General features: G+C 37.0%; 16 protein-coding genes. 6 read left to right on the top strand and 10 right to left on the bottom strand.

Annotated elements, in window-relative coordinates:
- Positions 1–29: 29 nt before the first annotated feature.
- From ACM6F9_RS13145 to ACM6F9_RS13105, 9 genes are all read right to left on the bottom strand, one after another.
- Positions 30–3842, bottom strand: coding sequence for a hypothetical protein (locus tag ACM6F9_RS13145; RefSeq protein ID WP_414846132.1), 3813 nt, complete (start codon positions 3840–3842; stop codon positions 30–32).
- Between the two features lie 5 nt (positions 3843–3847).
- Positions 3848–5914 carry a hypothetical protein gene (locus ACM6F9_RS13140; protein ID WP_414846131.1) on the bottom strand — a complete coding sequence of 689 codons (2067 nt, stop codon included), beginning with the start codon at positions 5912–5914 and terminating at the stop codon, positions 3848–3850.
- Between the two features lie 12 nt (positions 5915–5926).
- A complete protein-coding gene (locus ACM6F9_RS13135; RefSeq protein WP_414846130.1) occupies positions 5927–6883 on the bottom strand; it encodes a leucine-rich repeat domain-containing protein in 957 nt (318 codons plus the stop codon).
- A gap of 10 nt (positions 6884–6893) precedes the next feature.
- Complete coding sequence (locus tag ACM6F9_RS13130; RefSeq protein WP_414846129.1) at positions 6894–7529, bottom strand: leucine-rich repeat domain-containing protein; 636 nt, start codon at positions 7527–7529, stop codon at positions 6894–6896.
- Between the two features lie 11 nt (positions 7530–7540).
- On the bottom strand, positions 7541–8170 hold the full coding sequence (locus ACM6F9_RS13125; protein WP_414846128.1) for a leucine-rich repeat domain-containing protein: 630 nt from the start codon (positions 8168–8170) through the stop codon (positions 7541–7543).
- An 11-nt stretch (positions 8171–8181) separates the two neighbouring features.
- Complete coding sequence (locus tag ACM6F9_RS13120) at positions 8182–8832, bottom strand: leucine-rich repeat domain-containing protein (RefSeq protein ID WP_414846127.1); 651 nt, start codon at positions 8830–8832, stop codon at positions 8182–8184.
- Positions 8833–9062: 230 nt separating this feature from the next.
- On the bottom strand, positions 9063–9308 hold the full coding sequence (locus tag ACM6F9_RS13115; protein WP_414846126.1) for a hypothetical protein: 246 nt from the start codon (positions 9306–9308) through the stop codon (positions 9063–9065).
- A gap of 158 nt (positions 9309–9466) precedes the next feature.
- Complete coding sequence (locus ACM6F9_RS13110; RefSeq protein ID WP_414846125.1) at positions 9467–10504, bottom strand: patatin-like phospholipase family protein; 1038 nt, start codon at positions 10502–10504, stop codon at positions 9467–9469.
- Between the two features lie 190 nt (positions 10505–10694).
- Complete coding sequence (locus ACM6F9_RS13105) at positions 10695–11195, bottom strand: M15 family metallopeptidase (RefSeq protein WP_414846124.1); 501 nt, start codon at positions 11193–11195, stop codon at positions 10695–10697.
- Between the two features lie 214 nt (positions 11196–11409).
- Here ACM6F9_RS13105 and ACM6F9_RS13100 point away from each other — a divergent pair, with 214 nt between their 5' ends.
- The 6 genes from ACM6F9_RS13100 to ACM6F9_RS13075 all read left to right on the top strand — a co-directional run bounded on the left by ACM6F9_RS13100 (position 11410) and on the right by ACM6F9_RS13075 (position 17611).
- Complete coding sequence (locus tag ACM6F9_RS13100; RefSeq protein WP_414846123.1) at positions 11410–12993, top strand: Na+/H+ antiporter; 1584 nt, start codon at positions 11410–11412, stop codon at positions 12991–12993.
- 183 nt (positions 12994–13176) lie between these two features.
- Positions 13177–14448, top strand: coding sequence for a DUF4113 domain-containing protein (locus ACM6F9_RS13095; RefSeq protein WP_414846122.1), 1272 nt, complete (start codon positions 13177–13179; stop codon positions 14446–14448).
- Between the two features lie 51 nt (positions 14449–14499).
- Positions 14500–14778, top strand: coding sequence for a hypothetical protein (locus ACM6F9_RS13090; protein WP_414846121.1), 279 nt, complete (start codon positions 14500–14502; stop codon positions 14776–14778).
- A gap of 226 nt (positions 14779–15004) precedes the next feature.
- Entirely contained in the window at positions 15005–15865 is an 861-nt protein-coding gene (locus ACM6F9_RS13085) for a hypothetical protein (protein WP_414846120.1), read from the top strand.
- 10 nt (positions 15866–15875) lie between these two features.
- Positions 15876–16688, top strand: a complete 813-nt coding sequence (locus ACM6F9_RS13080; protein WP_414846119.1) for a hypothetical protein — start codon at positions 15876–15878, stop codon at positions 16686–16688.
- Between the two features lie 11 nt (positions 16689–16699).
- A complete protein-coding gene (locus ACM6F9_RS13075) occupies positions 16700–17611 on the top strand; it encodes a hypothetical protein (protein ID WP_414846118.1) in 912 nt (303 codons plus the stop codon).
- Here the strand turns inward: ACM6F9_RS13075 and ACM6F9_RS13070 are convergent, their stop codons facing one another.
- On the bottom strand, positions 17612–19171 hold the full coding sequence (locus tag ACM6F9_RS13070) for a helix-turn-helix domain-containing protein (RefSeq protein WP_414846117.1): 1560 nt from the start codon (positions 19169–19171) through the stop codon (positions 17612–17614). It lies immediately after the preceding gene.
- Positions 19172–19183: the final 12 nt, after the last annotated feature.

Here is a 19183-nt window from a genome sequence, read left to right as displayed (position 1 = left end):
GGTACAGAGCCACCATTTCTTTAAATAATTTAATCTAAGGTGCTTGTTTCCTTATCTCCGTGCTGTAATTGTGCATCTTCATCTAAGCTGAAACTTGTTTCAAACTCCAATTCTAATGGGTTTTCACAATTTTTAGGATCATTTTCAGGGAAAATAGGTAAAGGCTGATTTACTGGAAGCCCTGTGGATTTATCCTGAAGAATCGTCAATGTAGTAGGGATTCTGGTAATCCAGTATTTACCCTGAGGTTCTCCTGTTGGTTGTCTCATCTCGTCCACGATACTCATGTACATTGGATCTCCGATTACCGGAACAGAACCTCCATTCCAGATTATTCCTGTTTCAAGGAAGAACTGAACGGCTGCTTCGAAACCTGGTTTTACGGTAACAATAATTCTTGCCATACCTGCCTGTAAGAAGCTTCTGAATAAAGGATCCATGCTTTCGCTAAGGTAGAACTCTTGCCAGCTCTTACGGTTAGCCCAGTAGTATGGATAGAACGTATAATCCATGATTTCCCATTCAAATGCCTGTTCCATAAACTTGGCAAGCGCAGTATATTTATCCAGATTTTCGTTCAGATATACCTGGAAGTTATCCATTGTTGTTTTGTCACCGGCACCGTTTGTGGTTTCCTGTCCTAATGTATAAAGGTAATCCTGCAGTAAGTAAGCAATACAGTTATGTTTTAATACATCATGTTCCATATAGCGGTAGAATGTATCCTGTCTTTCTTTAAGCTGTGCTTCTTTTTCTTTCTGCTCTGCATCCAGCCTTGCCTGATCTTCCTGGAACTTTGCATAGGCAGCATCGTAAGCTTTAATAATACTACTGAAAGCTTCTGTTTTCCAGTTATTGATGTATTCATCACTTAATTCACAGTTTACGGTTACCTTTATGTTATAATTGCTTACATTATGTCCTTTCACCTGGAAAGATACGGTGCCAGTTACGTTAAGACCAGATGATCCTTCATCAAAATTGATATCACCATACTCGGAACGGCCAATCATATCTCCTTTTAAGTTAGAACAAACAACTTCAGAATAGCGGGCTCCTGACCAGCCACCTCCTCTGTTTCGGGATGATCTGCAGCTAAAAGATGCGCTTTTTGCAGCATAGTTGTCCGGAATCACAAATTGGGAATAATCTACACCAAAGTCATCATTTTGCTGAGGAACGGCTGCCGCACTATGTATAATTTGTTTTGTAGCGGCAGGAAAAGTTTCCAAACTAATCCCATAAATCTGTGCCCAATGCTGAATCTGTTCAATGGTAGCAGACTTCGGATCTGGCATATACCATGGCTCCGGAGCTTTTCTAGGATCAACAGGAGCAGTAAGTACCTGTGCTTTGGCAACAGTAAGAGCTAAACGATGTAATCTTGAGGGTTCAGGAACCATAAATTCAAACATGGTACGCTTGCCATAGTTGTAGATCTGATTCTTCATTTTCTTGTCGATCCATCTATAAACTCCTGTAATGTGTTTAGGTTGTGCTGCTTCAGCGTTGTCAGTATTTGTTACTTTTCCTCTGTTATCATACTCATGAACATTGGTCTCTGTATATTCTTTGATTATCTTTTGTACCCTTTCTTCAGAAATTTTAGTGAGAACTCTTTCCATTGCTCTTTCCGTAATTTCCTGAGATTTCATCATTGCTTGTCTTGTACTGTCGTGCTGTGCATTATTGTTGGCATAATCTGCTCCTACTTCAAATTTCATTGTCTTGTCATTTCCATAGCTGAATCTTGTGTAGGCAGAAATGCTTTGCTGTTTTTCAATCTCTTTGGCAACTTCAGTCTGCATGTCTGTTCTGGAAGTTTTTGAAGTATCAGAAATTTTCTCAGTTTCTTCAGACTTAGATGTGGTGTCTGTAATTTCAGAATATTCTCTGGAAACAGAAGACTTGTGTCTCAATTCGCTTGCCATAACATTCTCAATATTAGAAACTTCACCTGGAACATAAGCATGAACACTTTGTACAACTTTCATATAATCTGCAACACCAAGTCTCTTGATTCCAAAATTCTTGCGCTTTTGGATGAGTACAGGTTCAGGTTCACCAGGATTTTCAATTACAGCGCGCTTCAGTGTTAGCATACCAGTAAGGTTTAGGTCTTCCTTAGGATATTGTGTAGCAATATCTCCATATGCCTGACTTCCATTATCGAAAATAATTTCTACCCTTAAGCTAAAACTAGTTCTGAACTTATTAACTAAACATGCAGGTAAGGTGATCTTATTGTCTACTACATGAATATTGCTGAAGTTTTCTTCAAATGCTCCTACAGCGTCTGTGGTAGCAATGATCTTAGCATTGGCAACACTCCATGAAACATCCTCAACCTCAAAAGAGAAATTAATAAAGCCTCTATTACCAGATAAATTGTAAGGACTGTACGCATATAAACTGTATGCCATTGGTGTTCTTGCAGTATTCTGAGTAAGGGGAACTGAGGCTCCTCCAATGTTTGCATACTGCATTTCCGGAAGAGAACTGTTCTGTAAGGCTGTTTGCATAGATGATGAAATGTTTTTTTGTACTGCAAGCAAAGCATCAGCGTAGCTCTGCACTTCATCATCCAGAGTAATGGTCTGCGCTCCAACTTTCAAAGTATCTTTGGAAAGGATCTGAAGACTTTCTGTATCTTCTGATCTGGAGACTAATCCAATATTGGATTCGCCGAAAAGCTCAACAAAAAGGTCGAAAGATTCCGGCGAAAGTTTTGTCTGCAGATCTTGTAAATCAATCTCATTTCTAAATAAAAACTCAAAAGAAGGAACTTCATATTCTTTTAAGCTGTTATAAAGACGCTCTTTTTCTTCATCCGGAGTTTCTGGAGTTATTTTACTTTCTACTTCAGCTAGTTTTCTATCATATAGATCCATACGCTCTTTGTTGGCATCCATATATCTTGTATAGCCTTCCTGATATGCCTGGTAACGGGATTTATGATATTTTTTCTGAAGCTTTTCCAATTCGGTATTTAGTTTATCCAAACCATCTTTTCTATGGATTGCTTTGCTGGCTGCTAATGAGCTTCTTGCTTCAGATTCCAGTCTTTGAACGGTGATTGCACTCAGAGCAGGTTCAGAAGCCTCAGATGCTCTGGCAGAAGCTGAGAAAGATATTTCCGAATAATCTTCTGAAAATAAATTAGTTGGTAATACGATCTTTCCATCCAACGCTTTTTCTAATGGTTTTTCACCATTAATCCTGATAATTTCTTCGTCGGTAAGATCCTGATTGCTTGCAAAACCAAGTTGGATGGCCATTAAAATATGGCTGATTGCTTCTTTAATGTAGAAATCGCCCTGTGAAACGATCTGATATATAAAGTTGTTCCAAAGTAGTGTAAACGTGGCAATTCCTTCCGTATTAAGCTGTCTGTTGATATTAATAAGACTTTTATAGTATTCTGTAACGAAAGTCCAGTCATTATTATCTAATGTTTCTTTTTTTGAAAGTTTTCTTCCGATAATAAGAAGATCTCTGAATGTTCCTTCTTCAATTTTCTTTTCGGTTTCGAATCCAATATTGTTAAATTCTCCGGCAGCTCTTTTCATTGCTGCGAATTTTAGTGTTTTGGCGGGTCTGTTTGTAACTGCAGTATCAAAAGCACCTGCTACACCTTTAGGCCTGTGGATAAATCCTAAATTTTTGTCTTTAGTTTCTGTTAGTTGTGGATTTCTCAGACTTACAAATCTGAAAAGTGATTGTGATGCATTGTTTGTTGAGCTCATAGAATTTGTTTCTTTATAGTTAATGATACCTTCTCCTATTAAGGATTTTCCGACAGTAAATGCGGATTTTTTTGCTGATGTATTATTTGTTGGCATTTTGTTTATTTTTTTGTGTATTCAAGAGTTAGAGTAAATGAGTTAATAAGTGAATAGTTATAATCAGGAACGTTCAACAGTTCAATTGTGGCCATTTCTTTTTCGATGGTGATGTAGGCCTTAGTTCGCCATTGATTTCCAGCAAATGAAGCCTTTAGGTCATCCCATTCTGTAAACATCTCATTGGAAATAATAGTTTCAATATCCGGGAATTCAGATCTCAAATCAATTTGACCTGTTCTTGGAATCTGATCCAAAAACAAGGTTTTCTTGTAAACCGGCTTGCCGTTGATCCATTTTCCACCAGTCAGCTCTTCTTTTGTAGTATAAGAGTGCTGCTTGTCTGCATACTGCTTTTGGATGTAACTTTCATCTTGATAAAATTCTCCATAATAGCTTCCCCCTTTTAAACCAGAGAATGTAGGACTGTTGGAAAATACAGTAACATCGTTATAGTAAACTCTGATGGCTGTTTTTATATTTTGGCCACCCATCCAGTACATATATGGTGTCAGTGCACCGTCGTCTTCAATGTCGAAACCTGCTTTATCAGTGGTAGAATGACTACTATGAAATCCGAATGAATTGATACCCGTTGTATCACTTCCCTTGTATTCAATAGCTCCGGTTAAAGGATTATCCTGCTGTGTTCCTGTAAGCGGAATAAAATTGGTAAAATCTGATAGATTTTTATATCCAAATACATTATTGGCATTCAGAACAGCTACTTTTGTATATGTATTATCTGCAAGAGGAGTTCTTTTTGCTGAAACTACAGCATCAAAATCCAGTGTTCTTGCGGCAAAGTCTCCACCAATTAATGGGGTAACGAAATCATGACGTCTTGCTACCGGATTGGATTCAATAACCAGCTTATTAAATGTGGAACCTCCTAATGGAGCATTACAGCCAATAACAACGTTGTTATCTCCCCAAACACCCATTGCATGGGTAGTTGAAGCGGCATTGTATCCGATAAATGTATTCGAACCCCATGCACCTGAAGTGGTTACTTTTCCATAATTCTGGCCAGCAAAAGCTCCAAGAAATGTGTTTTGAACTCCATGAGTCAACCAGTAGCCGGATCCTATACCTAAAGTAGTATTGTATTTTCCATCGATATTTTTAACACCCGCTTCGTCTCCAACATAAGTACATCCTAAAGCCGTTGTTGAATTTTTACCCGCTTCGGTTCCTACCATTAGATTATAGCTTCCTGTTGTTAAAAGTGAGCCACTGTTTACACCTACCATAGTGTTCCAGTCTCCGGTTGTTAAGTTGGCGCCGGCAAAACCTCCGACAGCAATATCACTTTGCCCAGTTGTTAATTTGGGAAGAGCATTATATCCAATTCCAACTCCATAGGTTCCGGTATGATCTGTGTTCATATTTCCAAACCATAAAGAATATGTTTTAGAGCTGAAATTGAGTTCACCTGCTCTTCCTTCGCTGGGTTGAAAAATAATAGGATTGTTTGTTCCGTTACCTCTGTCGATAACGGTTTGTAAATTATCATTTCCACTAAATGTTGGTTTATCAGAAAGATCATTATAGCTGCCTGTAAGTGCTACTTTTTTCAAAATTACTTTATCCTGGCCTTCCTGTACCAATGTCATACTTCCATCAGCATTGGTCGTAGGAATAATACTGAATTCTGAAAGATTAATGTGAAAAGCAGATCCATCATTTTGAGTAATCGTGATGATATTTTGAGCGGCATCATATTCTGCTCTCTCAATATGAATATTATTGGTGATTAAAGTGCTTAAATCCACAGATTTGCTTTGTTGAACGCCATTTTCTCCGGTATAAAATACGGTTAAAATATTTCCGTTCAATTGCGGAGCCTGGATAGATGTAGGAGTTTCTATTTTGTTTTTCCAAAGCTGAACATCTTGCGGGCTTAAGTTGGACGCATTTACGTCTGCTTTTTTAGAAAAATCATAATCTATTTTTTCCAAAGGAAGTTTTTCATCCTTATGCCAGTATGACTCCTGCCACTCCCAAAATTCTTCCTGGATGGGAATATCTCCGTTCTCGAAATATTTTTTTAATTCTTGTTTTGTTTTCATTTTGTTAAAATTTTAATTGATAAGTTGTCCTCCGGTTACTGTAACTTCAGGATCAAAAGAGTACATGTGATACTTAGTATTTGCACCTAATACAACCTCTGTCAGTTTGTTATTTGAAAATGCTGCCGATTCAATATTAAGAACACTGTTGGGAATCTTTAAAGAGGTAATAAGATTATTTGCAAATGCATAACTTTTGATTTCCGTAACGCTGTCAGGTATCATTACAGTAGTAAGTTTATTAGAGTTGAATACAGATTGTTCAAGGGTTTTAAGTGTTTTTGGAAGAGATAAATCTGAAATTTCATTGCCTGAAAATGCTGCATCATTAATCACAGATAGATTTTCGGGAAGTTGAAGTGAACTTAGTTTATTACCTGCAAATGCAAAACTCTGAATTTCAGTGACACTATCAGGAATGGTTACAGCAGTAAGTTTATTAGAACTGAATGCAGATTGTTCAATGATCTTAAGCTTCTTTGGGAGTGACAAATCTGAAATCTCATTACCTGAAAACGCAGCGTAACCAATTACAGATAGATTTTCAGGAAGTTGGAGTGTGCTTAGTTTATTACTAGCAAATGCAAAACTCTGAATTTCAGTAACACTATCAGGGATCGTAATAGATTTAATTTGTGAACCTGAAAAAGCATTCTCTCCAATACTTACGATGCCTTGAGGTATTTGTACATCAGTGATCATTACACCCATTGTAAAGTTTTTTGGAATTCTTAAAGTTCCGGGAGGTATGATTAATTTTCTTTTTGTAAAAAAGTCTATTGAAGCATTTTTATCAGCATCCATTTCTGCATACAGGATATTGAATGTACCATTTTCCAGTCCGGAAACTTTTTGTGTATCAATTTTTTCTTCTTTATGCCAGTATGAGTTCTGCCATTCCCAAAAATCTTCCTGTTTTGGGATATCTCCATTTTCAAAATAGAGCTTTAATTCTTCTTTTGTTTTCATGTTGTTAAGTTTATCTATAGGTAATTGTAGCTGTTGACGGAATGCCGGCCTTACTTAGATCTAATCCTGCAGGCGCTGAAACACTCTTAAGGGAGGGAAGAGAAAATGAACTTTGCCCCACCGTTTTTACTGAATCTGGAATATATAAAGTTTCTATAACCGTTGCTCTGGGGCAGTTAAAAGCATAATCTCCAATACTAATTAAACCTTCATTTAAAAAAATTTCTTCTATTGAATCAGATCCATTAATCATATTAGCTTGTTGGCCAAAAGCATTGTTTTCAATAATCTTAAGGGTTGAGGGTGTTCGGACGCTTTTAATGTTTTGCTGATTAAAAGCAGAAGGACCAATCACTTCAAGTCCTTCATTGAAATTTACTTTCACAATCTGGTAAGACATTCCTGAAAAGATATAAGCACCATTAATGATTTTTTTTGTGTTAGATGGAATGGTAATTACCAATGCTGAACCAAGAAGTTCATTGTCATTCGTAAAAAATGGTATTACCTTTTCAACGCTTTCAATAGAACTTTGGGTAATTTTCTCGTCTTTATGCCAGTACGAGTTCTGCCATTCCCAAAAATCTTCCTGTTTTGGGATATCTCCATTTTCAAAATAGAGCTTTAATTCTTCTTTTGTTTTCATGTTATTAATTGTTAGATGTCTGCATAGTATAAGATTGTTGCTGTGGCTGGAATACCGGCATTACTGATATCTAAACCTTGCTTGACAGAAACTGTTTTCAAAGCAGGGATATTGAATGCGTTTTGTCCTACGGATTTTACAGATTTAGGAATATAAAGATCTGTTAAGTCCTTGCTGGTAGTCAACTGGAAAGCTGCTTCTTCAATAGTTTCTATGCCGTTTTCTAAGACTAATTTTGATAAGTTGGCAGAAGTACTTGAAAAAGCAAATGCTTCTACTATTTTACATGATCCGGGAATTGTTAACGTTCCTTTCAGATATTGCCCACCAAATGCTTTGTTTTTTATTCTTTCCAGAGATTTTGGGAAGATAATTTTTGATGTACGTTTGAGCGGAAGTAAATAGGAAAATCCTCCAATGACTTTTACTCCTTCAGGAAATACCATAACAGTATCAGACCCGATAATTTCTGTATTATCTGTTGGAGAAAAGATGAACTCTTCATATACAGATACTTCAAGAGAACTGTTGGGTAATTTTTCATTCTTATGCCAGTATGAGTTCTGCCATTCCCAGAAATCTTCCTGTTTTGGGATATCTCCATTTTCGAAATAGAGTTTTAATTCTTCTTTTGTTTTCATATTGCTAATTGTTAGATGTCTGCATAGTATAAGATTGTTGCTGTCGCTGGAATGCCGGCGTTACTGATATCTAAACCTTGCTTGACAGAGACTTTTTTCAATGTGGGAATATAAAATGCGTTTTGACCCACTGATTTTATAGATTTAGGAATGTATAGTTCTGTAATACTTGTGTTTCCTGTAAGTTGGAAAGCACCTGTCTCTATAGTTTCTATACCATTTTCTAGGATGAGTTCAGATATTCTGGAATTTCCACTGCTAAACGCATTTGATTCAATCACTTTGCATGATCCAGGAATTCTCAAAGTGCCAGTTATGTATTGACTGCCAAATGCACTCGCTTTTATCCTTTCCAAAGTGCTTGGAAAAGTTACCTGTGTAATAATATTTTTTGCCGCCTGCTGATAAATAAAACCAGGCCCGCCAATTGTACTCCCAATAACTTTAATTCCTTCAGGAAATACAATTCTTTTCCCGACTCCTATAACTTCTGTATTGTCAGTAAGGGAAAGTAAAAGTTCCTCATAAGCCAGTAATTCAAGAGAACTGTTGGATAATTTTTCACTCTTATGCCAATAAGAGTTCTGCCATTCCCAAAAGTCTTCTTGTTTTGGGATATCTCCATTTTCGAAATAGAGTCTTAATTCTTCTTTTGTTTTCATAAAACTTTGTGTGATTTTTTGGTTAATAAATTGATTGTTGTAACTTTTTTAATGGAGGAGATTCCACTTTTGTTCTATATTTTCAGACATAGTTCTGGCTGTCCAGCATTTTGTGAATGGTGAATTCAAAGGTGTTGAGACTATTTAATGAGATTGCTGTGCGTGTATTATAGAGATTTCAAAGGTAATGGCGGACAGCGTCAGAACTTGTCGTGTTTTCTTAATTTTAATTAAAAAGTATCTTCTTCAAGTATTCCTTCTTCAAAATCTTCTCTGAAGAAGTTTTCAATGTCATTGAGATAGTTTTCATAATCCATCTCTGCATTCTCGATGTCGCTCCACTCTATGGTGTAGAGTTCTTCATCGAAGAGTATGTTGGTATTGTGATTGGGTGTTTCCATGTTTTGTGTTGTAAGGTGTTGGTTATATTTTGAACATATTTTAGGCTGTTCAGCATGAGAGAATGTTGAATTCAAAGGCTTTTAAAAGTTTTTATGGATTGTTGTTTTGTGTCTTTTTTGATACTCCAAAGATAGTAGGGGAGAACGACAAAACTTGACGTGTTTAAAAAATATTTTCCAATTTTAAAATATAATTTTCAGAGCTTATATTGGGTATTTATAAGGTTAAAAGCTTATATTTTATTTTTGATGAGTTTTTGAACAATTTGGTTTAATGTTTCTCTATTATCATCAATATAGCTCAGTCCGGCCTGTATCAGGTTTTCAATATTCGATCTTCTTACGTTATCCATTGCTGGAGAAGCGTTTTTCAGAGAAGGATTCAGGCGGTAATAGTTCTTCTGGTTTCTAAGTCCCAGTGTTTGAAACATCTGTTCCAACTGATAATCTACTGTTTCTGCATTGGCAGACATTAAAATGTCTATAATCGGGCTTACCCAACCAATTTTTCCAGCTTTTTCCAGTCTTTTGAAAGGATAAGGTCTTGCTTCAATTCCTGTTCCTATAGATATAATGATCATGTCATTTACACTTGGATGATTGGCTTTCTGATGGTTTTTCAACACTTCTGCAAAAGGAATCTTCCTTGCCTCTGCATAAGCACAAAGAGCGGGATTGTTAGCAAACATTCCTCCGTCAATCAGGCTGAAAATCTGCCCATACATGGATTTGATCTGTACAGGGCTAAAATAGGTGGGAGCAGCTGAAGTCGCTCTGCAGATATCTTTTACAAAAAAATTATCTGTGCTGAGGTGGGCTTTCCATGAGTTGAAAAGTTTTGCTCTTCTGTTCTCAATATCATAACTCGTTATTAAACATGGTTTTATTAATTCTTTTAATTCTAAATTTCCAAAAAAGTCATTTAAGTTTTTTTCAAGAGCTTCCTGGGAAATTCTTTCATTCAATAATCCGAATGGATTGACCAGTTTTTCCCAAAAGGAAACCTGGAAAATGTCGCCACCCTTTTCAGCGTATAATTCCAATCCTTTTTGGATAGAATATTTTGCTTTTCGGGTTTCATCGGGAGATAAAATAATAGAAGCAATCAGACCTCCGGTGCTGCTGCCCGCCACCAGATCAAAATAATCTCCGAGCTTGGCAGTCGGCTTATCATAATACTGGAGCTGCTCTTCTATGTAACGCAGAATAATGCAGGTGATGATTCCCCTTATTCCACCTCCGTCCAAAGAAAGAATGGTTGTCTTTTTCATGTGATATTTTTAATGGTTTGTTAAAAGGACACATGCAATCTTAAATCTACAGAATCCACTGGTTTTTCAAAAAAATGATGAGATTCCATACTTAGATTTCATTGCTTTTTTTTTGTTTTCTTATAAAGCAAAGGTAGGCCGGGGAAGCGACAGAACGTGTCGTATTATATTTAATTTCAAATAAATGATACTAAAAAATTACGTAATTCTGTTGGTCTCTTGGCAGCTTCAAAAGCGTTCTCCAACTGGTTTTTACAGGGCCTTTTTTAGACGGAATACTCTTTTTTTCGAAGTGGGGAAGATCCTTAAATGTTTTCCAGTTTCCACCCCAGTCCCAGCCATGGCGGGCAAAAATTTTCACACACTCATACCAGTCGGCCACTTTATCATTGTCCCAGTCTTTTGCGGTATCCCAGCTTGCCGTTTTTCCGTCAATCATAAGGCACATGTCTACGGCAAGACCATAGTTGTGAATACTCTGTCCTGCCTTGGCATTGGTTACCTTTTTTCCTGAAGTAATTCTTCCGATCGCATATAGCTTTTCCTGTTCTTCAAAAGATCTTAACCCTTGGGTGATTCTTATTTTGGCTCTTCCGGTGAGTGCTTCATCACATTCCTGTATAATTTGTTTTACTTCATCTCTTACCAGCGGGTGAAGTTTTTGAATTCGTTCTAAGGTTACTTTGTCCATATTTCTTATTTTCTTATAGGACAAAAGTATAGCGCGGAAGCGACGAAACTTGACGTATTTTATTTGAATTTTGTTTAAAATTCCAGAGTATTCATTTTGAGACAGTAAACTGATTTACATAACTAAAATTCATCTTTTAATATAAAAATTAGAAAAAAAATTGCTTTTAAAAAATAGAAGTAGTAAATATGACAGACAAAAAACACAATATCAAATGCATACCATCTTACCCTTTTTACTTGCTATGGTTGCAGCCATCGTGCTGCTCAATATGTGGGCTACCAAATTAAAAATTGCCTACCCAATTCTGCTTGTTGTATTTGGGCTTCTCGTTAGTTTTGTACCAGGTCTTCCGGTCGTAAAGATCAATCCTGATCTTATCTTTTTTATATTCTTACCGCCTCTGTTATTTGAAGCCGCTTGGTCTATTTCCTTCAAAGAAATGAAAAGATGGTGGCGTATTATCGGGAGTTTTGCCTTTTTAGTAGTCTTTTTTACTGCATTGGCTGTAGCAGTAACGGCCAATTACTTTATTCCCGGATTTACTCTTGCTCTTGGATTTTTATTGGGTGGTATTGTATCTCCGCCTGATGCAGTAAGTACAGGAGCAATCATGAAATTTGTAAAAATACCATCTACTACATCCGCTATTCTGGAAGGAGAAAGCTTACTGAATGATGCCTCTTCACTAATTATATTCCGTTTTGCTTTAATAGCCGTGGGAACCGGACAATTTGTATGGCAGCAAGCTTCATTAGACTTTCTATGGATGCTGATCGGAGGTGTTGGAATGGGCTTATTGCTCGCATGGATTTTTGTTCAGGCTCACAAAAGGCTTCCTACAGATGCCTCTTCAGATATCGCATTGACACTTATTGAACCGTATCTGATGTATTGGATAGCAGAGCAGTTCCACTGTTCCGGAGTTTTAGCTGTAGTATGTGGAGGATTGTATATGTCCGGGAAACGAATGATATTTCTAAACGGTACCAGCCGTATCAGAGGTTATAGTGTATGGGAAAGCTTTGTTTTTATCCTCAATGGTATTGTATTCTTAATTATCGGGCTCGAACTTCCTGAAATTGTTGGCGGACTGCGATGGGAAGGAATTCCTTTGGTAACAGCTATTCAATATGGAGTATTAGTAACCGGAATTCTGATTGCTGCCAGAATTATAAGCTCTTATGCCGCAATGTTGGCCACTTTGATTTTTCGTCCAAGTGTGGCTCCCCGTGCTTCTTCCACAAAAAGAAGGTGGCTAATGCCTCTTACGCTTGGATGGACAGGTATGAGAGGGGTTGTCTCATTAGCAGCAGCGCTGGCAATTCCTATTACCCTTGAAAACGGACTTCCTTTTCCGAATAGGAACCTTATCCTGTTTATTACTTTTGTTGTGATTCTGCTTACATTGCTTGTACAGGGGCTTACATTACCATACCTGATAAAATATGGGCATGTATTTGACGATTTTACAGAGGATGAGAAAGACAGAAAATCCAGAGAGGAAATAAAACACAAGCTAAAACAACACGTTTATCATTTTCTTAAAAACAAACATGAAAACGAACTGAATGGTCATGCCGGATTAGAAAGAATGGTGAAACACTGGGAAGAAAAAATAGAAGCAAATGATGCAGAATGGATGAATGAAAAGACAAAAGATATCTTTTTTGAAATGCTGGAAAGCCAGAGACAGTTTCTCTCAGAACTTAATAAAGATATTTCAGTGAATGAAGAACTCATCCGTCATCAGCTCTATCAGATTGACCTTGAAGAAGAGCGTTTGAAAATGATTTAATCTTTGTCAGGATAAATGTTTTTGAAAACAAAATTAAAGTGCTAATGCGACAAAATGTGTCGTGTTTAAAAATTTTATTGAATTGTTTTTCAGACTGTTAAATATGATGTTAATTATGGGGTAAAAGATTATTTTATTCTTTAAAAACTATAATTTTGTATAGATATTTACTATACAATTGTCATGTACGCTCTGGTAGATTGTAACAATTTTTTTGTTTCCTGTGAAAGGACTTTAGATCCTGATCTTGAAGGCAAACCCGTTGTGGTTCTTTCCAACAACGATGGGTGTGTTGTGTCCAGAAGTAAAGAAGCAAAAGACCTGGGAATTCCTATGGCAGCTCCTGCATTCAAGTACAAAGAGCTTTTTCAGAAACATGATGTGAAAAGTTTTTCTGCAAAATTTGAACTGTATAATTATAAAAGCCAGCAGGTCATCAACATCGCTAAATCCTATGTTCTAGACCATGAAGTGTACAGTATTGATGAGCTTTTCCTTGATTTGACAGGATTCAAATACATTGATATTTATACATATTGTCTTAAAATCAGAAATGAGATTGATGAGAAAGAGAATATTCCGGTAAGCATAGGAATTGCTCCCACCAAAACATTATGTAAGGTGGCCAACAGAATCGTAAAAGAATTCCCTGAAAAATTTAATGGAGTGTATATTATGGATACTCCTGAAAAAATTGAAAAAGCATTAAAATGGCTTAATATAGGAGATGTATGGGGAATTGGACGGAGGCTGGCTGTCAAAATGAATGACAGTGGCGTATACAAAGCATGGGATCTTCTTCAGAAACCTGAAATATGGGTTCGAAAAATTATGGGAATTCACGGAGTAAGAATGATTAATGAATTGAAGGGAATTCGTCAGCTTGAACTGGATGCACCTTCTCCAAAAAAATCAATAGCCGTTACCCGAAGCTTTATTCAGATGCTCACCAAGAAAGAAGAAGTACGGGAAAGAGTAGAAACTTTTGGAATGTATTGCTCAGAAAGATTGAGAAAACAGAATACCTGCTGCAAAATGATCACGGTTTTTGTACAGACGAACCGATTCAGAAAAGATCTGCCCGAATATAAAAATGCAATGACCCGCATTCTTTCCAATCCTACCAATTCATCTATCCTGATCGGAAGAGTAGTTAATGAACTTTTTGAAGCCATTTACAGAGAGGGATTTCATTATAAAAGAGCCGGAGTTATGGTGAATGATTTTGTTCCCGAAGATCAGAGACAGATCGGTCTTTTCGAAGTAGATATTCAAAATCAGCACCTTCCTGTGATGAAAGCAATGGATGCTATGAACAGAAAATATGGAAAAGATAAAGTACGACTTGGAAGCATGAGCGGAGAAAATACTTTTGGCCGGGCAAAACTTTCCCCAGAATATGAAGCCTTTTTGAAAAAGAATACATTGCCGGAGGCTAACTTTAGATTTCATTAGAAGTTATTTTAATTCAAAAATTCTACTTATTTTTACCTTCATTATCTCTTATTGGATGGGGGGAAAACTACCGAAATCAATAATTTAGTAAAGGCATTTTCCCGTGAAGACTTTTCCGGATATGAATTTGTAGACTATTGGGACGCAGATACTACGGCTTTAGGACTGAAGAAAGGGAACATTCTTATTTATATTTCGTCGTATGATTATTCTAAAACCAATTGTTATGATATCATTATTGAAGAACTTGAAACAGGAAATGTTTTGAAGTCTGAAGATAAGAGATCATACGATGAACTTATTGATGATGTCCAGCCTTTTCTTAAATAATTTTTTCTTCAAAAAACATAAATTCTTTAAAAATTTCTATTGAAATAAGGTTTCGATTTTATTTTAAATAGTAAAATTCCGTATTTTGATAATGTAAAATAATGTGTTATTTTATTGTTTGTCAATTGATTATGTGTTTGTGGCTGATGTAGGGCTATTGTAGGACATATGCTTTTACATTTATCTTTGGCCAAGAAATATACTCTGTTTAAAAACCACAAATTACATGAAAAATCTAAGTATTTCGATGAAGGGAATCCTGATTCCTTTATGCTTTACCATAAGCTACTCAAAAGCTCAAGTAGGTATTAATACTTCAAACCCCCAAACCACTTTCCATGTGGATGGGGGAAAAGATAATCCCTCATCCGGAGCCCCATCCTCTACCCAAATTGCCAATGACGTTGCCATCACTTCTGCCGGAGAAATAGGAATTGGAACGTTAATGCCGGCTGTTAAGATAGACACACGCTCAGTATCAAATTCAGACAACTCAATCGGAATAGGAGAGACTAGCCAAACGGCTTCAGCTGCAGGTGGAGGTGCTGTAAGGTATAATCCATTGAATGGTGGAAAAATGCAGTATTCAGATGGTGTGGTATGGCAGGATCTTATTTCTTCTCCTACCAAAGCCGTAGTTGTTGCCAATCTTCAGGCCGCAAACTTTGCAGTTAAAATTCCCTATCAGATTTCTACAGGAATTGCAGGATGGACGGAGGTTTCCGATCCAACAGGAAATTTTACTCCCGGAACAGGTATTTTTACAGCGCCAAGAACAGGAGTATATCTTGTTTCTTTTACGTATGATTTTGTAAGAATTCCTATCGTTTCAGGCTATTTTTCAGAAGCAAGATATGTTGTGAATGGAAATACTACGGTAAAGAAATGCGTAAAATCTTACTCCAATATTTCAAAACAGGCACAGGTGGCCGGATCTTGTGTTGCCGGAGTTCAGTTGAACAAAGGAGATATCCTTCAACCTTATATCTATCAGTCTGTTTATAACGGAAACCTGAGTCTGAGAACAGACACCTCTTCCGCAAGTAATGAATATGGCTTTGTAAATCTTTCTATTTTAGAACAATAACACATTTGATATGAAAAAAAAATTAGGACTGGTCTTAGTCATTTGCTTTGGCATAGGGATGAAGGCTCAGATAGGAATCAATATGTCTTCTCCGGAAGCAACAGTACATATAGACGGGCAAAAAAACACTAATGCTTCTATACCTTCCAGCTATTACGATGATATTGTCATTACTTCATCAGGAAATGTAGGGATAGGAATAAAATCTCCCAAAACAAGACTGGATCTGAGATCAGGAGAACGCTTAAATGCAATAGGAATCGGAGGAACTTCACAATCTGCCTCGTCAGCAAAGGCAGGAGCGATGAGGTATAATTCCGGAACTCTGGACCTGAGCTATTCTAATGGAACGAGCTGGGTAACACTTGCTCATAAAGCTCCCAATGATTTTGTGGATGCTGAAAATGCTTCTGTACAAAGCTTCAGTGATGGAGTACAGTCTACGGTTGTCGGCTGGACTAAGAAAACAGATGTGAATAGCAGTTTTAATGCAGGTACAGGAACTTTTATCGCCTCAAAAACAGGCGTGTACATCGTTTCATTTACCTTTTCGCTGGCTTCTGGAAGTATTGCGGATGATTCAAGGTATGAAACATTGATTCAGACCAACTCTACATCTTCTGCAACCGGTAAAGTGTTCAAATGTGTAGGAAGTTATCCCGGAAACAATACGATCGGAAACCGCGTTGCGGGGAACTGTTCGGGAATTTTTAACCTGAACCAGGGAGATAATATTACAGTAGGCCTGAATCAAAAACTAGGAAGTTCAAAAACTTTGGATACAGATTCTACGCTGACTTCTTTAAGTATTTTCGGATTATAAAAAGAGAAATGATGAAAAAGAATTGTTTACTGATTTTAATGACTTTAAGTTTCCAGTGTGCATTTTCACAAATTGGAATCAATACCCCAAACCCTCAAGGCATTTTGCATATTGACGGGCAGAAAGATAATCCTGCTTCCGGATCTACATTTACTCCGGTTCAGCAGGCTAATGATATTCTTGTGAACAGCGCAGGGAAATTAGGAGTAGGAACTTTGAGCCCTGCTGTAAAAGTAGACGCCAGAAATTCCGGCAACGGAGCCATTGGTTTTGGAACTTCCATCCTCACGGCGGTGGCGGCAGATGAAGGAGCAGTGCGTTATAACAGTGGTGTGGAATATTCCAACGGAAATGAATGGCTTCCTTTGCTTACAGCACAACCCGCCAGTAATAAAGTGATTGTTATTGCAGCCAAAACAACGAATAACGTGAAGCTTGCAACTCCCTCTACACCTACGGTAACAGCTGGTTTGCAGAACAGAGCCAGTAATTATCTTGTAGACTGGAGCAAGACCTTTGAAAGTAATTCCGGGACGACTTTCAATGCCGGAACAGGTATTTTTACAGCTCCCAGAAACGGAATTTATGTAGCTACTTTCACCACAGATCTGGCTCCGATGGCTATTAATTATACAACAGATCCTTTAAATCCTATTCAGATAGAAGCCATCTGGCAGCTTTATGATAATACTGCAGGATTGACTGCCGCCAATATTGTCAATACTGTGAAATGTGCGAATACCATGTCCTCAAACAGTGTCGGAAATATTGATGCGGGAAGTAACTGCACCGCTTCTTTCTACATGACAGCAGGGCAGAGGCTGATGCCTTACATCTGGTTTAATTTAAATAACTCAAACGTTGCGAATTTCTCGCTTAATAATACGGGAGGTTATAATAATCTGACCATAGCAGAACAGTAATCAGGAGATCTCATCAAGGGTTTTGATGAAGGCAGAAGGATGCAGCCCTGTGATTTTCTTAAACTCAAGAGAAAAGGCGCTGTGAGATGAATATCCCGTGATTTCAGCAAGGTGATTGATCTTATACTTTCTGTATTGAGGTTCATTTTTCAACTGATTGACAATATGATTGATCCTCAGGTGATTAATATATTGGTTAAAATTGAATTTTTTATGTTTCTTAATAACCGTTGAAAGATATTTTGTGTTAATATTCAACGTGTTTGCAAGATTGTAACGAGAAATGTTTTTGTTGTTAAACTCAAGGTTTTCTTCAAAAATTTTTAATCCATCTAGTATGTTTTCCTCTACTTCAGGCGAAATTTTTATTTCAATCGGAGTAGGGGTATTTTTGGTCTGAATATCCTCAGAAGTTTCCTGTGGATCTTCCTCATAAACAATAGGTGAAATTCCATCTTTGTAAATTTTAGCAACCGCTTCTTTATGTTTTTTTCGCAGACGAATGCTATTGAAAATAACGGCTCCCAAGACAATAATCAGAGCAAGACAGGCGATAATCAGTCCTTTTGAAATACTGTGGCTTTCGTTGAGCTGCTGATGAAAACTTTTCTCTTTTTTAGATAATGTTTTGTTGACAGCCATGGATCTGTTGTAAGCAACGCTGTCTTTTAATTTAAGATTTTCAATTTTATACTTCTCAGTATTGGATTCGTCGTGGAGCTGGGTATACGCTTCCTCAAGATTCTTGGTCACCTCGATCTTTTTTTCATTAAAACCATACTGATCTACGATGGCGAGAGACTTCTGAAAGTACAGTACGGCACTGTCCGGTTTATTCTGTTTTGAAAAAGAAAATCCGATATCATTAAGAATATTGGCCCGAAGATAATAGTTGTTTTCTCCCACCAACGAAAGCGCATTTGCAAAATAATATTTGGCCTCCTTGAATTTTTTTACCTCAGATAAATTATACCCCATATTGGTATAAGCAGAGATCAAAAGTTCATTTCGTCTGGCTGCATTTTTAAGCTTCTGAAACTCCTGAATAGCACTTTTAGAATAAAATGCTTTCTCTTTGTATTGCTCTTTATTGAGAAGGATCAAAAAAGAATTAAAGATCATTCCTTTCAGCTCATGTCCTTCTTCCGTAGTATTGGTTTTTACTTCTGCTAAAGCATTTCGGAGACTTGTGGAAGACTCTCTAAGCAATCCAAGCTTTGCATACTGAGTTCCCTGCATTCTGTACGCCAGTGCCTTCCCGATACTGTAATTGCTTTGAGTAGATATATTCAGTGCTTTATCAGCAAAATCAAGGCTCTTTTCAGCATCAGATTTTAAATAGCTGTTGAAAGATTTTAAATAATAAGCCTTGGCAAGAAATTCCGGGAGATTTCTTTTCTGCGCAGAATCTATAATCTTATTCAGAACAATTTCCGAGCTGTCAGGATTTTTAGATGAAAGCATGCGGGCATACTTGTATTGTCCCTCAAAATCAAATGATTGAGCGAATGTAAAAAATGAAATAATAAGGAAGAAAAAGAGAATAATTTTTTTCTTCATTGCGTGTGTTTT

Source organism: Chryseobacterium sp. IT-36CA2 (assembly GCF_949767875.1).
In the GTDB taxonomy this organism is placed as follows: domain Bacteria; phylum Bacteroidota; class Bacteroidia; order Flavobacteriales; family Weeksellaceae; genus Chryseobacterium.
Note: the sequence above shows the minus strand (reverse complement) of the source record. Positions and strands in the feature narration are given on the sequence as shown.

What these genes read in the sequence shown, in the direction of transcription:
- ACM6F9_RS13110 (WP_414846125.1), bottom strand. Translation starts at nt 10,504, where the DNA reads ATGAAAAAGACAACCATTCTTTCTTTGGACGGAGGTGGAATAAGGGGA.
- ACM6F9_RS13095 (WP_414846122.1), top strand. Translation starts at nt 13,177, where the DNA reads ATGTACGCTCTGGTAGATTGTAACAATTTTTTTGTTTCCTGTGAAAGG.
- ACM6F9_RS13105 (WP_414846124.1), bottom strand. Translation starts at nt 11,195, where the DNA reads ATGGACAAAGTAACCTTAGAACGAATTCAAAAACTTCACCCGCTGGTA.
- ACM6F9_RS13140 (WP_414846131.1), bottom strand. Translation starts at nt 5,914, where the DNA reads ATGAAAACAAAACAAGAATTAAAAAAATATTTCGAGAACGGAGATATT.
- ACM6F9_RS13130 (WP_414846129.1), bottom strand. Translation starts at nt 7,529, where the DNA reads ATGAAAACAAAAGAAGAATTAAAGCTCTATTTTGAAAATGGAGATATC.
- ACM6F9_RS13075 (WP_414846118.1), top strand. Translation starts at nt 16,700, where the DNA reads ATGAAAAAGAATTGTTTACTGATTTTAATGACTTTAAGTTTCCAGTGT.
- ACM6F9_RS13085 (WP_414846120.1), top strand. Translation starts at nt 15,005, where the DNA reads ATGAAAAATCTAAGTATTTCGATGAAGGGAATCCTGATTCCTTTATGC.
- ACM6F9_RS13080 (WP_414846119.1), top strand. Translation starts at nt 15,876, where the DNA reads ATGAAAAAAAAATTAGGACTGGTCTTAGTCATTTGCTTTGGCATAGGG.
- ACM6F9_RS13070 (WP_414846117.1), bottom strand. Translation starts at nt 19,171, where the DNA reads ATGAAGAAAAAAATTATTCTCTTTTTCTTCCTTATTATTTCATTTTTT.
- ACM6F9_RS13100 (WP_414846123.1), top strand. Translation starts at nt 11,410, where the DNA reads ATGCATACCATCTTACCCTTTTTACTTGCTATGGTTGCAGCCATCGTG.
- ACM6F9_RS13145 (WP_414846132.1), bottom strand. Translation starts at nt 3,842, where the DNA reads ATGCCAACAAATAATACATCAGCAAAAAAATCCGCATTTACTGTCGGA.
- ACM6F9_RS13125 (WP_414846128.1), bottom strand. Translation starts at nt 8,170, where the DNA reads ATGAAAACAAAAGAAGAATTAAAACTCTATTTCGAAAATGGAGATATC.
- ACM6F9_RS13135 (WP_414846130.1), bottom strand. Translation starts at nt 6,883, where the DNA reads ATGAAAACAAAAGAAGAATTAAAGCTCTATTTTGAAAATGGAGATATC.
- ACM6F9_RS13120 (WP_414846127.1), bottom strand. Translation starts at nt 8,832, where the DNA reads ATGAAAACAAAAGAAGAATTAAGACTCTATTTCGAAAATGGAGATATC.